This window comes from Coprococcus eutactus, from assembly GCF_025149915.1.
GTDB classification, from domain to species: Bacteria; Bacillota; Clostridia; order Lachnospirales; family Lachnospiraceae; genus Coprococcus; species Coprococcus eutactus.
The window spans coordinates 1,706,825-1,724,054 of sequence record NZ_CP102278.1 but is presented as its reverse complement, the minus strand read 5'-3'; the positions used below and the strand labels follow the sequence as shown (position 1 = coordinate 1,724,054).

The window sequence follows — 17,230 nt, the reverse complement described above, 5'->3', positions numbered from 1 at the left end:
TGAGGGGAGCTTGAAATGGTAAATACAATAGCATTTTTACTTATAGTATTTGGGATTATGTTTCTGATTGGTATTGCAATGGCAATACTTGCTTTATATTTCAATATCAAGATGAAGCATCCCATATTTTCAATTATATTTTCAATAATACTTATATCTCTGATTTGTATTCCGATACAATTCACTGGTGGAATCTTGATTTCACGATGCATGCTGATAATTGCTTTGATATATAGTGTGGCAATGATTGTAATGGCGGTGAAAAATATCAGAGACAATTGTTGAATATGCACTCTTTATGCGAATGCCCTCATTGAGCCGGCAGGCGGCATGATGGGGACAAGTGTATCAGCATGATGCGTAATTGTTGAGCGTTGAATTGGATCATGATGGCAAGAGTTTAATATTTTCATCATGATCTAAAGAAAGAATATGGTATGAGGAAGGAAAAATACAATGACTATCCATGAGTTCGGAAAAGAGAATAAAGAAACGATAATATTGATACATCCATCTGTTGTGAAGTGGGATTACTTTGAGAATGTAATTCCTCTGTTAGAAAAGAATTATCATCTGCTGGTTCCGGCACTTCCGGGTTATGATTTTGACAATGACAATGACTTTACAAGCGTGGAGCAGATTGCATCAGACTTAAATAACTGGATCAAGGCGAAGGGATTCACGGAGATATATGCTGTATATGGCTGTTCTATGGGCGGTTCCGTTGCGCTTATGGTTGCGCTGGGACAGAAGGTTAGAATACAGCATTGTGTAATAGACGGCGGAATCACACCGTATCAGTTGCCATGGATCGTGACACGCTTTATTGCGCTCAAGGATTATCTAATGATGATGATAGGCAGAGCAGGCGGTGTGGCTTTGCTGGAAAAGGCATTTGCTACAGACGACTATTCCAAGGAAGATCTGCAGTATGTTGCGGATGTTCTGAGACATTGCAGCAGCAAAACACTGTGGCGAACATTTGAATCGTGCAATAACTATAAGGTGCCGGATCCTGTTCCGAAGATTGATACGCACATCCATTATTGGTACGCAAAGAATGAAGAAAAAGAGCGGAAAAATGATATAGCGTATATCAGGCGCAGGCTACCTCAGACGGAGTTTGAAGTATTACCGGAACTCGGACACGGCGGACTTGTCTTACTCAGGCCTGAGTTGTTTGAGGAAATGATGAGCAAGTTTCAGTGAGATATGGAAAATATGAGTTAATATACGTTTGACATGAAGGGGGTGGAGAATGCTAATATAATATATCAAAAGGTGCAACCGATAGACGGTTAGCCCTGATATTATTGGATACAAAAGTAACCGCTAAAGTTTGTTAGGACTGGGCGGTTATTTTTGTGTCTTATCATTGCTCTTAGAGCCAACGGCATAATCAAGAGCAAAGCAAGTGATGCATAAAGCTGATTATGGCTATAAACTCCTGTGATGAAGGCTAACCGCCTACCGAATAGGGTAGCACCGCATATATCACATCAAACAAATGTTCGACTCTCAATATTGATTCATAAATAAATACTGTTATAAACATAAAGACATGTTTTACGAAGACACAGGGTGGACGGTGTATAAACTATTTGAGTTCAATATAGGTGAAGGCCAGCCTGAGGATTAACCGCAGGAAAAAGAATATTATTTGCATGATAAATAATAGCAGGCAGATACTTGCTATTATTTTTTATTATATATATTGTGGTGAAAACACATTATTGAAAAAAATCTCAATACCCGCACTGCCGTTTTAAAGTTGAAATTGTTATAGTTATAGATAACAATGTATTTTAAGGGGCCAGTGATGGTGGTTTATATGCACAGATATTTGCAAAGAGATTCCCTGAGATGGTGAAGGAAATGTGCATCACGACAACTTTGACGATAGACTCGGATTATAATCTGGAGAAGTATATCGACAAGTTTCTTGAGAGAATTGTGTAGGTAGTTTGGCGAGAAGTGTAATCAATAAAAAGCGCATAATATTTTCGCAAATTAAAATAAAACCGGGAAAAGGATACAAAGACATTAGAAATTGTATCCTTTTCCTGGTTTTTGTCATTTTAGATAAAATTTTATGCACTTTTGAATGCTGAGAGGTCTTGCTGGCCAACAAATTGTAAACTAGAGCAAGCCTCTAGTCCTTTAACTGGCAATCCGGGCCACCTGAGCGGCAAAGCCGCCCGCGCCCGATATTACTCAGCGTCCTTTATCTCACTGTGAAGCTCCTGCAGTGACTTCACATCGCTGTCACCATGCGCCTGAACGTACAGGATACCCTTTGCGGTTGCTCTTGCGCCTGCAATTGTAGTCACATAAGGAATCTTTGCCTTGATGGCAGCCTTTCTGAGGTAACTGTCGTCGTGGGCACTTTCCTTACCGCTCGGAGAATTGATTATCAGGTCTATAGAGCCATTTGTTATAAGGTCATTGATGTTTGGTCTGCCCTCCTGGAGCTTTTTGACTTTTTCAGCTTTTACTCCGGCAGCCGTAATTATGGCATATGTTCCGCTTGTAGCAAGGATCTTGAAACCAGCTTTCTCGAAGAGCTGAGCGATCTCGATAACCTCATCCTTGTCCTTTCTGTTTACAGAGATCAGGACAGTTCCGCTTGTAGGAAGGAGAGTCTGTGTAGCCTCCTGAGCCTTGAAGAATGCCTCTCCGTAGTAGGTTGAAAGTCCGAGAACCTCACCTGTAGATCTCATCTCAGGTCCTAAGATCGGGTCAACCTCTGGGAACATGTTGAATGGGAATACAGCCTCCTTAACTCCGTAATATGGTATGTGCTGCTCCTTGAGAGCTGGAACAGGAGATGGTCTTCCTGTGAGCTCTGATGTGATGATATCAGTAGCGATAGGAACCATGCGCACGTTACATACCTTTGATACGAGAGGTACTGTACGGGATGCTCTAGGATTTGCCTCGAGAACATATACCTTGCCTTTCTCAATAGCGTACTGCATGTTCATAAGACCTACGACATGCATCTCCTCAGCGATCTTCTTTGTATATTCCTTGATAGTAGCAACATTCTCAGCAGTGATGTGTACTGAAGGAATGATGCATGCTGAATCACCTGAGTGAACTCCGGCAAGCTCGATGTGCTCCATAACGGCAGGAACAAATGCGTGAGTTCCGTCGCTTATGGCATCTGCCTCACACTCAAGGGCGTGATTCAGGAATCTGTCTATAAGTATAGGTCTGTCAGGTGTGACACCAACGGCAGCTCTCATATATCCGTCAAGGCTCTCGTCATCGTATACGACCTCCATACCACGTCCACCGAGAACGTATGATGGACGGACCATGACTGGATAGCCAATCTTGTGAGCGATCTCAAGTGCCTCGTCAACAGTAGTAGCCATACCAGATTCTGGCATAGGAATCTCAAGCTTATCCATCATCTCACGGAAGAGATCTCTGTCCTCTGCAAGATCGATGACAGCAGGAGATGTACCGAGGATCTTTACGCCGTTCTTCTCAAGGTCAGAAGCAAGGTTAAGAGGTGTCTGACCGCCGAACTGTGCGATGACGCCCACTGGCTTTTCCTTGTTGTAAATGCTGAGAACATCCTCAAGTGTAAGTGGCTCAAAGTAGAGCTTATCTGATGTATCATAGTCAGTTGAAACAGTCTCTGGATTACAGTTTACTATGATAGTCTCAAATCCGAGCTTCTTAAGTGCCAGTGATGCATGTACGCAGCAGTAGTCAAACTCGATACCCTGACCGATTCTGTTAGGACCTCCGCCGAGGATCATAACCTTTGGCTTGTTCTCATTTATCGGATTGCTGTCAGGTGCATTGTATGTGGAGTAGTAGTAAGCGCTGTCTTTTGTTCCACTTACGTGTACGCCTTCCCATGCCTCAGTAACTCCGAGCTCGATTCTCTTATTTCTGATGTCCTCCTCAGGAATCTCAAGGATCTGGCTGAGGTATCTGTCTGAGAAACCGTCTTTCTTTGCAGTGGTGAGTGCCTCGTCAGATGGGAGAGAGCCCTTGTGTGCTGCGAGTGCTTCCTCTTCCTCAACGAGTTCCTTCATCTGCTCAACAAAGTAGTGCTTAACCTTTGTTATATCGAAAATCTCATCTACTGTAGCACCCTTTCTGAGCGCCTCGTACATGATGAAATGTCTGTCGCTTGATGGATGTGCAAGCATGCGCAATAGTTCATCCTTGCTCTTTGTATTGTAGTCCTTGGTGTAGCCGAGACCGTATCTTCCTGTCTCAAGGCTTCGGATAGCCTTCTGGAAAGCCTCCTTGTAGGTCTTACCGATACTCATGACCTCACCTACGGCACGCATCTGTGTTCCAAGCTTGTCCTCGACACCCTTGAACTTCTCAAATGCCCAGCGTGCAAACTTGATAACCACGTAGTCACCGTCAGGAACGTATTTGTCTAGTGTGCCGTACTTACCGCACTCGATATCCTTGAGGGTAAGTCCTGTTGCCAGCATGGCTGACACAAGGGCAATAGGGAATCCTGTAGCCTTTGATGCCAGGGCAGAAGAACGGGATGTTCTAGGGTTGATCTCGATTACGATGATTCTGTCAGATACAGGGTCATGTGCGAACTGTACATTTGTTCCACCGATGACCTCAACAGAGTCAACGATCTTGTATGCCTGCTCCTGAAGTCTCTTCTGAACGTCCTCAGAGATTGTGAGCATAGGAGCGGAGCAGAATGAATCACCTGTGTGAACGCCGAGAGGATCGATGTTCTCGATGAAACATACAGTGATCATATTGCCTTCACAGTCACGTACAACTTCAAGCTCAAGCTCCTCCCATCCGAGGATTGACTCCTCAACGAGAACCTGACCTACAAGGCTGGCCTGGAGACCTCTTGCACAGACAGTCTTGAGCTCCTCCTTGTTGTATACGAGTCCGCCGCCGGCACCGCCCATGGTGTATGCAGGACGAAGAACAACAGGGTATCCGAGCTGATCTGCGATGGCGAGAGCCTCATCTACAGAGTAGGCAACCTCGCTTCTTGCCATTTCTATTCCGATTGCGTTCATGGATTTCTTGAATTCGATTCTGTCCTCACCGCGCTCAATGGCATCTACCTGAACACCGATGACCTTGACATTGTATTTGTCTAAGATGCCTTCTTTTGCAAGTTCAGCACAAAGGTTAAGTCCTGACTGTCCTCCGAGATTTGGAAGAAGAGCATCAGGTCTCTCTTTTGCAATTATCTGCTCAAGTCTCTTGACATTGAGCGGCTCAATGTATGTGACATCAGCTGTCTCAGGATCTGTCATGATGGTAGCAGGGTTGGAATTGACCAATACGATCTCGTAACCAAGCTTCTTAAGGGCCTTGCACGCCTGAGTACCTGAGTAGTCGAACTCACATGCCTGACCTATGATGATTGGACCAGATCCTATTATCAGAACTTTGTTAATGTCTTCTCTTTTTGGCATATATTTCTCCTTATTGTAAAATGATTCTTGTTCAGAGCGAGAGCACTGAAAACTACATGAAACCACACAAAATAAAGAAGTATTTTAATGTGATTTTAAACATTGCCGGACATCATTTATTTTCTTTTATAAAAATGCCCAAATTATTGTTATTATAAAGTATAAGAGCCCAAAAGTACATAGCTAATAAGGAAATAAATTGAAAAAATGAACTGAAATATGAAATGGATCAAGAATTGAATTGGAAAGTACGTATGAATATACAGTAAAAATTATTAATGATATGATTTTTTACATAAGAAAATCCGGCACATATGAAAAAACACACATGCCGGATAAAATGTCTTATAACACCTTTGAAAGAAAATCCTTAAGTCTAGGATTCTTAGGGTTGCCGAAGAATTCCTCCGGTGTACCGGATTCTAGAATCTGTCCGTCGTCAATAAATACAACCTTATTGGCAACCTCTCTGGCGAATCCCATCTCATGGGTAACAATGATCATTGTCATGCCTTCGTCCGCAAGAGCCTTCATAAGATCAAGAACCTCGCCGACCATCTCGGGGTCAAGAGCTGAGGTTGGCTCATCAAACAGAATGACATCAGGATTCATGGCAAGCGCACGGACGATGGCAACACGCTGTTTCTGACCGCCTGAGAGAGTAGATGGATATACATCCGCCTTGTCCTCCAGACCGATCCTTTTCAGAAGTTCCTCCGCCTTTGCATGTGCCTCGGCAATGATCTCTGATTTTGTTGTTGTTATTTCCTGCTTTGTCTGCTTTTCCTTGCGGAAGAGATTGGTGACAGGAAGCAGAAGATTATGCCGCTTTGCCTTTTTCAGATCCTGACATCTGACATAGACAGGAGCAAGCATGATATTCTGTATAACAGTCTTATTGTTATACAGATTGAAATGCTGGAAAACCATACCCATATGACGGCGGTGTATGTTTATATCAACCTTAGGGTCTGCTATATCAACACCATTGAATATAATCTGGCCGCCGGTAGGATCTTCCATACAGTTCAAACAGCGAAGAAATGTACTTTTACCAGAACCTGAAGGGCCGATAACAACCATTATATCGCCTTTGTCTATGGTGATATTGATGCCGTTTAAGACTTTGTTATCACCGAAGCTTTTTTCAAGATTAATGACGTCTATCACTCTTTCTCAGGCTCCTTTCCATTAATTTGATTCCCAGACTGATGAGAAGCACCATCACGATGTAGATAAGCGCCATGACCAGATAAGGGACCATGAATTCGTAGCTGTTACTTCCGATGTAGTTGAATGCAACGTAGAGATCAGTTGCTCCGACAAAACTTACAACTGAAGTCTCCTTTATTAAAGAAATAAATTCATTTCCAAGGGTTGGCAGAATATTCTTGACTGCCTGAGGTATAACGATTTTGAGCATGGTAGTCGAAAAACTGAGTCCCATGGCACGTCCACCTTCCATCTGACCTGGATCAACGGAGAGTATACCACCACGCATGATCTCTGAGATGTAGGCACCGCTGTTGAGTCCGAATACAAGCATAGCCACCTGAACTCCTGTCATGTGTCCTCCCACTATAGGAAGAAGAACATAGTAGAAGAGAAGAAGCTGTACAACCATAGGTGTTCCACGGAAGAAACCTACATATACACTGCAGATCGCATCCAGAACTCTAGGCAGACGCTTGTACTTTGGAATTACCCTGACGGTAGCAATGAGGGTACCGATTATTATACCGATGATAAGACCGGCAATGGCTATTATCACAGTATTCTTCAGACCCTCGACTACCTTAACATACCCGTTGTTGTCGATGAATATTTCTATGAATTTTTGTATTTTTGTAGAAATGTCTCCCATGAAATATCCTTTCAAACATAATTGGCGTTAATACTAAAACTACTAAATCCGAATTAAAATTTACTGCATTGCGTTAAGAGCAGCAGTGATGCTGGCTGCTGGAGCGGCATCGATGATAACATAGTTGAGGTTACCATTTAAAAGATCCTGAACTGCAAGGGAACCGTTCTTGTAGCCGGTTGAAGTCATAGCAAGTTTTGTGAATCCCCAGTCTGCGTCACCCTCGCAGTAGAACTGTCCGGTAGTACCTGTCTGGAAACCAATCTTCATGTCTGAGCCTTTAGCCTGAAGAATCTTGTTGACATCATCAGCTGTCTTGCAATCATCAAACTCTGTATTGTCTGATGTAACGATGAGCTTCTGAGAAGCCTTGTAGTATGAATCTGAGAAGCTTACATACTCCTCACGGTCTGGCTTTATAGTAAGACCTGCCATAGCGATATCACACTTGTGCTGACCAACTGAGAGACATACAGCATCGAAATCCATGTTCTGGATAACGAGCTCCTTGCCAAGCTTGTCTGCGAGAGCCTTAGCTATCTCCATATCGACACCATAGTAGTTCTCACCCTTTGTATACTCAAATGGCTCGAATGCAGCATTTGTTGCAACTACAAGCTGATCCTTGTTTGCATCGAGTGTTGCTGACTCAACGGCAACTGGCTCGCCGTCACCGAAATAGTGATTGCAGATCTCCTCAAATGATCCATCCTCGTTCATTGACTTGATGAAATCATTGACCTGTGTTAAGAGCTCAGGCTGATCCTTATCAACACCGAAAGCATACTGCTCGTCTGTAAGGTCAATCTCTATGACCTTTGCAGTCTTCTTTGATGATGAAGCACTCTCTGAAGCTGCCTCCGAAGAATCATCCTTGCTTCCACAAGCAGTAAGAGCTGTCATAGCCAGAACTGCTGACATTGAAATTGCTAATAAGTTTTTGAGTTTCATTTTTACATCTTCCTTTCATATTTTATCTGAATAAATATACCATTGTGTTTCAAAAAAAGCAATTAATATATGAAAAAACTCGTTCCAAAAGCGGGAAAAAGTGAGATGCCTAATAAAAACAGGCTTTTATTCATGATTTATAAATAAACATTGTTATATGAATAGTATTTACTATATAATACATTTGTATCATTAAAAAAATGAAACTCATATTTAAATATGAAGAATACAGGGAGGTCAGATTATATGAGATACGAGATCAAAGGCGGCATGATGCCTGTGGTAGAAATCATTTTGGAGGCAGGGGAATCTATAAACTGCGAAAAAGGTGCAATGGTATGGATGTCTCCGAATATGCAGATGCAGACATCAGGTGGCGGAGTAGGCAAGATGTTCACCAGGGCCATATCCGGTGAATCGATGTTCCGAAATACATATACGGCTCAGGGGGGACCTGGACTGATAGCATTCGGTTCAAGCTTTGTGGGGAATATAATGGCGGTTGAGATAGGACCTGGCAAGGAGATCATTTGTCAGAAGTCAGCATACCTTGCGTCGACACCGGGAATCAATCTGGAGATAGCTTTTCAAAAGAAGATAGCCGGTGGGTTCTTCGGAGGTGAGGGATTTATTATGCAGAGGATTACAGGTCAGGGAATAGTGTTCATTGAAATCGATGGTTCTGTTGTGGATTACATGCTTGCACCGGGACAGCAGATGGTCATTGACACAGGTTATCTTGCAATGATGGATGCAACATGTTCCTTGAACGCAGAGACAGTAAAGGGTGGTGCCATGAATATGTTCTTTGGAGGAGAGGGATTCTTCAATACAGTGGTAACAGGCCCTGGCAGAATAACACTTCAGACCATGCCAAAATCGCAGCTTGCCGCTGAGATAGCATCCATGATACCATCTAAATAACCAATAGAGCCATATATTTAAGCCGACCCCAAAAGAACACTGCAGCATCTTTCAATGTCAGCTAACTTGAAAATAAAAAGTTAAATATGAAATTTTGACGAAAATATAGTCGAATACAGTGATTAAACTTAGATTTTTCAACCAAAATTTGCGAAATACTGCAAACTTATGCGATTAAGGTCTAGACAACCGGAGAAATAAATTATATGATACAAGGGTTGAACGTTAGGATAGTCTATTTAATGTAGAATATTTTGACGTGCAACCTGGACATATAACTATAACATTGTTAGGTAGCAAGGGAGACTTTTATGAAAGCGTACAGTGAATTATCAAAAGAAGAGTTAATGGAACTTAGAGAGCAGCTGCTTGCGGCATATGAGGAGAAGAAGGCTCTTGGCCTGAACCTTGATATGTCAAGAGGTAAGCCATCACCAACCCAGCTTGGAGTATCTGTTGGTCTTATGGATGTTATCAACAGTGATTCTGATATGAAGTCAGAGTGTGGCATAGACTGCAGAAACTATGGGTGCCTTGATGGAATTCCAGAAGTCAAGAGACTTATGGCAGAGATGATGGGAACTACTGAGGATCATATCTTCATCGGTGGTAACGCAAGTCTTACTCTTATGTTTGACACTGTATCAAGAGCATATACACATGGAATAATGGGAGAGACACCTTGGTGCAAGCTTGATAAGGTGAAGTTCCTCTGTCCTGTTCCAGGATATGATAGACATTTTGCTATCACAGAGCATTTTGGAATAGAGATGATCAACATACCTATGTCAGAGACAGGTCCAGACATGGATATGGTTGAAGAACTTGTAAATTCAGATCCAACAGTAAAGGGTATATGGTGCGTGCCAAAGTACTCAAACCCACAGGGAATCTGCTACAGCGATGAGACAGTAAGAAGATTTGCAAATCTTAAGCCTGCGGCTAAGGACTTCAGAATCTTCTGGGACAATGCATATGTCATCCATCATCTGTATGAGGACAATCAGGTAGAGATACTTGATATCATCGGAGAGTGCGAAAAGGCTGGCAATCCGGATATGGTATTTGAGTTTGCGTCAACATCAAAGGTAAGTTTCCCTGGCTCAGGAGTTTCAGCTATGGCTACATCACATGCAAATCTTGAGGATGCCAAGAAGCATTACACAATACAGACCATAGGAAACGATAAGGTAAATCAGCTCAGACATGCAAGATACTTCAAGAACCTTGATGGACTCAAGGAGCATATGAAGAAGCATGCTGATTTCATGAGACCAAAGTTTGAAACAACTCTCAAAGTTCTTGAGAAGGAGCTTGATGGACTTGGAATTGGTTCATGGATCAAGCCTCTCGGCGGATATTTCATATCATTTGACGCTATGGAAGGTTGTGCAAAGGCGATAGTTGCAAAGTGCAAGGAGGCAGGAGTTATCCTCACAGGCGCAGGAGCAACATTCCCATACCACAACGATCCAAAGGACAGCAACATCAGAATCGCACCTTCATTCCCTACACCGGAGGAGATGCAGCAGGCAACAGAGATATTTGTTCTCTGTGTAAAGCTTGTAAGTGTTCAGAAACTGCTTGAGGTGTAAAAGGCAACTTCGGAGCAACGGCTCCGCGGGCTATATCAATTAAAGAAATACTATTAAAAAAAGTAATAATGTTCAAAAAAAGATCTCATTCATGTGGATGAGATCTTTTTTTGAACATTCATATTGTGACTATTTGACTGATTTTGTGATTATACAATCAATAACGATCAAATAAGTAATAAAATATGAATAGCGCAATCGGTTGAAATGCCCTTGTTATACATAAAGTCACAATATGTTCATAAAATAGCCATAATTTTGGCGATTTTTCATCATTGATATATCACAATTAGGTATCTATAATCTAGAATGACAAGAATAGGTTTATCGTGTCGTAATCTGGCATATAAAGCAAGGAGGTGGCTGGTTGTTTAACTATTACATATATAGATCTTACTTCAACGCCAGACACAGTTTTAATGGTGACAGGGAGAATATGCATGGTCATTCGTTTACGTTAGTCACATATATAGGCATGAAGGATAAGAGTGAGGATATACCTTTCTTCAAACTTGAGGCGATAGTTTCAGCGTTTGTTGACCAGTACAGAGGCAAGTATTTGAATGAGCTTCCTGAGTTTCAGAAATGTGAGAACACGCTTGAGACATTGGGCGATCATTTCTATGAAGAACTTAAACGCAGGCTTGAGAAGATTGGAATGGAACTTTATCAGCTGGATATATCTGAAAATCCTCTTTGCGTGTATCAAGTGTCGGACAGACTGCTGCTGCCTACCATGAATATGGATACTAGCAATAGAAACTATCAAAAGATATTTGATGACATACTGAGACTTGAGAGTATGACAGGAGTAAACAATTCTCAATAGATTTTACTACAAGAAAAGGCGTGATTATATGAAGAACAGAAGAACTAAAATCAAGAGACTTACAGGGATTATAACTGCGGTATGCATGGTGATCATCTTTTCAGGTATTTCCATATTTGGAAGTCAGGCGCAGACACTCTCCGATGGAAATGGTGGAAGCATAGAAGTGACAACGGATGGCGAGTACATCTATCTGGAATATAATGGTTCATGGACTAATTACATTCAGCAGACATTTGATGTATCCGTAAATGGACAGACAGCTCCGGGGGCATTATCCAAGTTAGTTATAAACACAGGCAACAATGGCGATGGTTCATCATTTAACGTGTTAAATGCATGGTATCAGGCAATCGACGGCGCTGCTGGTTATACGACAAATGCCGGCGCATCGTCATCTGGCTGGGGATATGCGGATATGTCCTGGAGTGCAAAGGTGCCAGTCAGCACATATGGAACGGATGTACGGAATATAACAATAGGCTGGAATGGCAATACGGCCGGGCTTGATATAGCAGATGGTAGTTCATCCTCAGAGGCGACCACGGAGGCCGGAAGCGAGACAACTACGGAGGCTGAGAGTGAGTCAACCACAGAGGCTACAGAGAACAGCACAGAAGAGACTACGACCGAAGATGCGACTGAGGATACCACAGTGACAACAGAGCAGGCATCAGAGAGCACTACAGAACAGATAACAACTGAAGGCAGCACTACAGAACAGACAACGGAGAAAGCCACAACAGAGACGGGAACAACTGAGGAGATCACAGGACCTGTCACATCCGGACTTGTGATCGATGGGTATTATGGTGAGTGGAGTCAGTATCCGTCAGCGGATATAACTTACAACAGTAACAATGGTTACTCAGTTCACAAGGGACAGCTTGCAGTGGAGAATGGAAGACTGTATGTACACTTTTCCATGAACGATCTGTATACATCCCAGATGCAGTTCCATCTGTGGAATATAACAGTGGATGGAAAGTCATGTGTGCTCAATGTACTACCTGTGAATTCCGACGGGTCCATAAACTGGGGTGGTCAGACTAATGGCTTTGGAGCAGGAGTATACAGGAATTTTGGCGTGTTTGCAGGCTACTACAATGATGTGGATGGAGATGTGGCATTCACAGTATATGATGCAGCACACACAGAAATGGGCAAGGGTGATGAGATAGAGTTCTCCATATCACTTGACAAACTGGCAGACTATCTTGGCATAAAGCTGGATCAGGGGGCAACAATCACTGTATCAAACCCTAATATAGGTACGGAGGGTGTTACAATAACCGGAACACCTACAGGTCCTTGGGCTGGTGCTGCTATAGCCTTGCTCATGGCCATAGGCGGAGTAATAGTATATAGAAGAAAGAGAATATAAACTGCTGAAGGTTATAGCAGGGTGTGAATATGAATGAGAGGAGGTGCACGCCGATGATGAATATGTTTTTTGTTATAGTACTGGTTTTGTGGATATATATATTGACCGTACTGAAACGTGGAAAGCTGGATTTCTGGTATTTTATAACCGGAAGCATAGGCCTTTTTGTATTTATGCTCATCAAGATTGAACCGGTCGTTCTTGCACCTCTCCAGAAGAGCGTGTCTGCGGTTGCCGGCATGTTCGGAGATATGACAGGCATATATGAGGGATACTTCAACAAGAACATAGTGTTCATATCGACTGGTGATGCCAACCTGTCAATGTATATAGATTATGAGTGCTCAGGAATAGTGGAGATGCTGGCATTCCTGTCGCTTTTGTGGTTTTTCCCTATGTACCACACATATGAAAAGGTGGTACTCAGCATAGTTGGACCAGCCCTGATATTTGCGGCAAATGTACTCAGGATATTCACCATATGTCTCATTGTTCATGTGTTTGGCGGCGGTTCGTACTTCGTTGCACACAGCATAATAGGACGTCTGGTATTCTATGCATGTACTGTGCTTTTGTATTTCTTCGTGTTCACAAAGGCTCAGATCATCAGACAGAAGGTAGGAGGTTTCAGATATGACACTGATAACACAGATCTTTCATAGCTCCATACTTTTCTGGGCGGCATGGGTCATCATACCGATCGTTATGGAGATCATACCGACTATATGCAATTTCTTCATACTGATAAAGAAGAAGCTTGTGTCAAGGAAGGAGAAGGTGATCAACTTCTCACCGGAGATAACACTTATCATACCTGTATACAATCAGGAGCACAGCCTTCACAGATGTATAAGCTCCATAGATGCGTCAAGCTATCCAAACAGCAAGATATATATACTTGTTGTAAATAATATGAGCACGGACAGGAGCTTTGACGTATTCTGCAAATGTCAGGAGGAATTTCCTGATCTTACAATGAACTGGGTAAATTCAAGGCAGGGAAAATCAAAGGCTCTCAATCTGGGACTTTTCAACAGCTATGGCAAATATATCATACACATAGACAGCGATGGTGTGCTTCAGAGGGATGCCATCAGGAATATGGTGACCAAATTCGAGAGAAATCCTGACATCGACTGCATGACCGGAACGATCATGACCAACCCTGAAATGGTCGATGATACTGACAGATTTGGGCTCAGACTGCTTAGAAAACTGGAGTTCTTTGAATACTGTCAGGCGTTTCTTGCTGGTAGGAATTTCCAGTCGGAGTTCAACAATATATTCACTTTGTCAGGTGCTTTCTCAGCATTCAGACGTTCGACCATCATGAAGACAAATATGTACAACACGGATACCGTGTGCGAGGATACGCATGTAACGTTTCAGATAAGGGATGTGCTCGGAGATAAGGTAGCACTGTGCAGTGAAGCTATATTCTATGTTGATCCGATAGAAGATATGAATAGACTATATATACAGAGACAGAGATGGCAGAGGGGTGAGATAGAGGTTGTCCACATGTTCATGAAGAACAGGATGAACGCCGTGCGCGGATTCTTCTCTGACTTCATTGTGAGATTGATTATGTTCGATCATACATTTGCATTCCCACGTATGATATGGTACTTTGCGCTGATATGCCTTGGTATATTTCAGGATTATCCGTTTACGCTCATCATAGATTCGGTCATAATCATGTATTTTTTGTATGTGTTTACCACAACACTGCTATATATATGTATAAGTCTTTTCCTGAGTCCGTTTAAACAGCTCAGAAGATATTACATGAGAAAATGGTATCTTGTATTCCTGCTTCCTCTGTACAACTTTGTCGTGTTCTGGTTCAGATTTGCAGGAATAATCAACTCCATGAAGTCCAGGGGAAGCTGGAAAATGCAAAATTTCAGCGAGGAGAGACAGACGGCGTGGAGCATCATAAAGCATGACTTCCGCTGGCTTGGAAGATTGGTGTACAAGGTGACAGGAAGGAGAAAATGTCATGAGCAGGAAAGCTGAAAAGAATAAGTCATATAGAGGAAGAGTAGTGGCAGCTTGTGCTGTTGTTCTGTTTATGATAGCTCTGGAAACCATATACTATGGTTATCACATGAAGACCAATAGAGACAATATTCTTGCAGCATATAAGGACTACCAGTCGCAGATGGTATCTATTCTGGCTGAGAGACTGGAAGGCTTGGGTGAGAAAGATATGGAGTCAGTCATCAATGAAGTAGTTGATATATCCGGTTCGAAATGGGCGTTCCTTATAAAAGCGGATGATATCATATTTATCAAGGATACGGCAACCACGGCGGAACTGTCTAACATGACTGCATCTGGGCTGGATGAATATATGAGCGAACAGAAGGGAATAGTCAGTACGGTTGCTATTGCCGGATCTGGTTACGTTGTCGGGATATATGCTGACAGGTCATATGTGCTTTCGTCGTACGGAGTGAATGATTTTGAATTCTATATCGTAATAGCTGTGATAGCAGCCTTCCTTGTTCTTGGCGGCATGGTGATAGAATATGCCGGCAGGATAGGGCATATGGGCAGAAAGGTTCAAAGATTAGAAGATGAACTTACAGCGAGAAATGAGAAATTCGATGAATATGAGAGACTTACAGAAAGCTATGAGGAAGAGTTAAGACAGAAGGATATTGAGCCTGCAGATAAAAGATCAGGTAGATATTACGATATGGAGGTTGTGGACTCTCTGCTCTCAAAATCGACAGATCCGGAGCTTTATCCGATTACTTTCTTGTTCATAAGTGTTCAGATGGGAGATCGTTATTTTTCAAGAGATGAGATATTCGGGATAATGGATTTCATAAAGGGCTGCATGGAATCTAATCATGTGACTGCAGAAATGTCAAAGGGCAATTTTGTTGTGCTTATGTATATGACAGATATGTCAACGGCTGAAGACATACGTGATAAGATGCTTGAAAGCTGGAAAAGAACCTCGGCAAATGAAGCGGGAGCCGAGATTAGAACAGAACTCAGAGCTGCCACAGACGGCGATGATCCTAGAAAGGTATTCTACGGGGAGGAGATGGACAGATGAGATTCAGGCAATACAAATTCAAATTCTACCTCAATGCAAGACATGGAATTTACAAAAACGGAGTGCTTGGGGAGGTACATCCTCACACCTGGGAGATAGTCATAAATGTTGTCAAGGGAAGAGATGAGACTGTAAAGTTCCATCATCTGGAGCACAGAGTTGAAGAATTACTGAACAGGTATCAGGACAAGACTTTGAATGAGATTGCACCATTTGACATGATAAATCCCACACTTGAGAATATGTGTGAGTATTTCAAGGATGAGCTGACCGAAATACTCAACAGAAACGGCTGGATATTCCTGATGATGGAGATGAGTGAGTCGCCATCCATGTCCTATGTGGTTAGTCTCATTGATGACAGTTACACCGAAGAGATGCAGACCATCAATTCTCTGACAGATAGGATATTGAAAGAAATAAAGCAGAGCCGTGATGTTGAGAAAAAAGATTGACAATTAATACTAAGTATTTTGATGTTGACCTTAAGGATGGCAAGAACAGAGTTGCCATATCATCATCATTTGCTGAGAAATATGGTTATGGTGTGGGTGACGAAATCGTGCTCCACGACGAGGAGAATGATATAGATTATGGTTTTACAGTGGACAGTGTGACACAGTATACTCCGTCGTTCTATGTTTTTATGGCTATTGATGACGCAAGGGAACTGTTCGGTGCAGAAAGTGACGAGTACAATGTGGTATTTGCAGATAAAGATCTGGGAGTTGATCCGGCAAGACTGTATGCAACCACAACAAAGGCTGATATCGAGTCTGCTGCCGGAATATTTGCTGATCAGATGAAGAGCATGGTTGTTATGATAGTTATTATCTCGACACTTATATTCGTAGTGGTAATGTATTTGATGATGAAGGTTATGATAGACAGATCAGTATTTTCAATCTCGCTTATAAAGGTGTTCGGATACAGGACAAAGGAGATAAGGAAGCTATATCTGGATGGCAATTTCTTCATAATCGCAATTGGAGCAGCCATATGCCTGCCACTTGCAAAGCTCATAATGAGTGCAGTGTATCCTTCTCTGGTGTCAAATGTAAACTGTGGCGTCAAGCTGACATTTGTCCCATGGCTCTAGGCTGTGCTTTATGGCGGAATACTTGTCCTGTATTTCATAATCAACAGAGTTCTGGTTGGCAGGCTGAACAAGA

15 protein-coding genes are annotated in these 17,230 nt (G+C 42.4%); 11 read left to right on the top strand and 4 right to left on the bottom strand.

Annotated features, from left to right (window positions below):
- Window positions 1-15 precede the first annotated feature (15 nt).
- Both NQ536_RS07395 and NQ536_RS07390 read left to right on the top strand, forming a co-directional pair.
- Window positions 16-285, top strand: a complete 270-nt coding sequence (locus tag NQ536_RS07395; protein ID WP_004853041.1) for a hypothetical protein — start codon at window positions 16-18, stop codon at window positions 283-285.
- A 171-nt stretch (window positions 286-456) separates the two neighbouring features.
- Window positions 457-1,209 carry an alpha/beta fold hydrolase gene (locus NQ536_RS07390; RefSeq protein ID WP_004853039.1) on the top strand — a complete coding sequence of 251 codons (753 nt, stop codon included), beginning with the start codon at window positions 457-459 and terminating at the stop codon, window positions 1,207-1,209.
- A gap of 1,001 nt (window positions 1,210-2,210) precedes the next feature.
- Here NQ536_RS07390 and carB read toward each other — a convergent pair.
- The 4 genes from carB to NQ536_RS07370 form a co-directional block, all read right to left on the bottom strand.
- Window positions 2,211-5,438, bottom strand: a complete 3,228-nt coding sequence (carB, locus tag NQ536_RS07385) for a carbamoyl-phosphate synthase large subunit (protein WP_004853034.1) — start codon at window positions 5,436-5,438, stop codon at window positions 2,211-2,213.
- A 345-nt stretch (window positions 5,439-5,783) separates the two neighbouring features.
- Window positions 5,784-6,608, bottom strand: a complete 825-nt coding sequence (locus tag NQ536_RS07380; protein ID WP_004853032.1) for an amino acid ABC transporter ATP-binding protein — start codon at window positions 6,606-6,608, stop codon at window positions 5,784-5,786.
- Window positions 6,592-7,302 (bottom strand): amino acid ABC transporter permease, encoded by a 711-nt coding sequence (locus NQ536_RS07375; RefSeq protein ID WP_004853031.1) that lies wholly within the window; start codon window positions 7,300-7,302, stop codon window positions 6,592-6,594. Before NQ536_RS07375 ends, NQ536_RS07380 begins: the two co-directional genes overlap by 17 nt.
- A 60-nt stretch (window positions 7,303-7,362) precedes the next feature.
- Entirely contained in the window at window positions 7,363-8,253 is an 891-nt protein-coding gene (locus tag NQ536_RS07370; protein ID WP_004853029.1) for a transporter substrate-binding domain-containing protein, read from the bottom strand.
- Window positions 8,254-8,499: 246 nt separating this feature from the next.
- Here NQ536_RS07370 and NQ536_RS07365 point away from each other — a divergent pair, with 246 nt between their 5' ends.
- The 9 genes from NQ536_RS07365 to NQ536_RS07325 all read left to right on the top strand — a co-directional run bounded on the left by NQ536_RS07365 (window position 8,500) and on the right by NQ536_RS07325 (window position 17,157).
- Complete coding sequence (locus tag NQ536_RS07365; protein WP_044998312.1) at window positions 8,500-9,177, top strand: TIGR00266 family protein; 678 nt, start codon at window positions 8,500-8,502, stop codon at window positions 9,175-9,177.
- Between the two features lie 311 nt (window positions 9,178-9,488).
- Complete coding sequence (locus NQ536_RS07360; RefSeq protein WP_004853026.1) at window positions 9,489-10,772, top strand: aminotransferase class I/II-fold pyridoxal phosphate-dependent enzyme; 1,284 nt, start codon at window positions 9,489-9,491, stop codon at window positions 10,770-10,772.
- A 367-nt stretch (window positions 10,773-11,139) separates the two neighbouring features.
- Window positions 11,140-11,601, top strand: coding sequence for a 6-carboxytetrahydropterin synthase (locus tag NQ536_RS07355; RefSeq protein ID WP_022058391.1), 462 nt, complete (start codon window positions 11,140-11,142; stop codon window positions 11,599-11,601).
- A gap of 28 nt (window positions 11,602-11,629) precedes the next feature.
- Complete coding sequence (locus tag NQ536_RS07350) at window positions 11,630-12,985, top strand: Firmicu-CTERM sorting domain-containing protein (RefSeq protein ID WP_004853024.1); 1,356 nt, start codon at window positions 11,630-11,632, stop codon at window positions 12,983-12,985.
- A 53-nt stretch (window positions 12,986-13,038) separates the two neighbouring features.
- Window positions 13,039-13,647, top strand: coding sequence for an exosortase family protein XrtG (xrtG, locus tag NQ536_RS07345; protein WP_004853022.1), 609 nt, complete (start codon window positions 13,039-13,041; stop codon window positions 13,645-13,647).
- Entirely contained in the window at window positions 13,619-15,004 is a 1,386-nt protein-coding gene (locus NQ536_RS07340; RefSeq protein WP_004853020.1) for a TIGR03111 family XrtG-associated glycosyltransferase, read from the top strand. The genes xrtG and NQ536_RS07340 overlap by 29 nt, the downstream gene beginning before the upstream one ends.
- The gene (locus tag NQ536_RS07335) at window positions 14,988-16,058 is read left to right on the top strand and encodes a hypothetical protein (protein ID WP_004853019.1); all 1,071 of its coding nucleotides are present in this window, start codon (window positions 14,988-14,990) and stop codon (window positions 16,056-16,058) included. Before NQ536_RS07340 ends, NQ536_RS07335 begins: the two co-directional genes overlap by 17 nt.
- Window positions 16,055-16,513: a 6-carboxytetrahydropterin synthase gene (locus tag NQ536_RS07330; RefSeq protein WP_004853018.1), complete on the top strand. Its 459-nt coding sequence runs from the start codon at window positions 16,055-16,057 to the stop codon at window positions 16,511-16,513. Before NQ536_RS07335 ends, NQ536_RS07330 begins: the two co-directional genes overlap by 4 nt.
- Window positions 16,510-17,157, top strand: a complete 648-nt coding sequence (locus NQ536_RS07325) for an FtsX-like permease family protein (RefSeq protein WP_004853016.1) — start codon at window positions 16,510-16,512, stop codon at window positions 17,155-17,157. The genes NQ536_RS07330 and NQ536_RS07325 overlap by 4 nt, the downstream gene beginning before the upstream one ends.
- Window positions 17,158-17,230 lie beyond the last annotated feature (73 nt).

What these genes read in the sequence shown, in the direction of transcription:
- NQ536_RS07395 (WP_004853041.1), top strand. Translation starts at nt 16, where the DNA reads ATGGTAAATACAATAGCATTTTTACTTATAGTATTTGGGATTATGTTT.
- NQ536_RS07390 (WP_004853039.1), top strand. Translation starts at nt 457, where the DNA reads ATGACTATCCATGAGTTCGGAAAAGAGAATAAAGAAACGATAATATTG.
- carB (WP_004853034.1), bottom strand. Translation starts at nt 5,438, where the DNA reads ATGCCAAAAAGAGAAGACATTAACAAAGTTCTGATAATAGGATCTGGT.
- NQ536_RS07375 (WP_004853031.1), bottom strand. Translation starts at nt 7,302, where the DNA reads ATGGGAGACATTTCTACAAAAATACAAAAATTCATAGAAATATTCATC.
- NQ536_RS07370 (WP_004853029.1), bottom strand. Translation starts at nt 8,253, where the DNA reads ATGAAACTCAAAAACTTATTAGCAATTTCAATGTCAGCAGTTCTGGCT.
- NQ536_RS07365 (WP_044998312.1), top strand. Translation starts at nt 8,500, where the DNA reads ATGAGATACGAGATCAAAGGCGGCATGATGCCTGTGGTAGAAATCATT.
- NQ536_RS07360 (WP_004853026.1), top strand. Translation starts at nt 9,489, where the DNA reads ATGAAAGCGTACAGTGAATTATCAAAAGAAGAGTTAATGGAACTTAGA.
- NQ536_RS07350 (WP_004853024.1), top strand. Translation starts at nt 11,630, where the DNA reads ATGAAGAACAGAAGAACTAAAATCAAGAGACTTACAGGGATTATAACT.
- xrtG (WP_004853022.1), top strand. Translation starts at nt 13,039, where the DNA reads ATGATGAATATGTTTTTTGTTATAGTACTGGTTTTGTGGATATATATA.
- NQ536_RS07340 (WP_004853020.1), top strand. Translation starts at nt 13,619, where the DNA reads ATGACACTGATAACACAGATCTTTCATAGCTCCATACTTTTCTGGGCG.
- NQ536_RS07335 (WP_004853019.1), top strand. Translation starts at nt 14,988, where the DNA reads ATGAGCAGGAAAGCTGAAAAGAATAAGTCATATAGAGGAAGAGTAGTG.
- NQ536_RS07330 (WP_004853018.1), top strand. Translation starts at nt 16,055, where the DNA reads ATGAGATTCAGGCAATACAAATTCAAATTCTACCTCAATGCAAGACAT.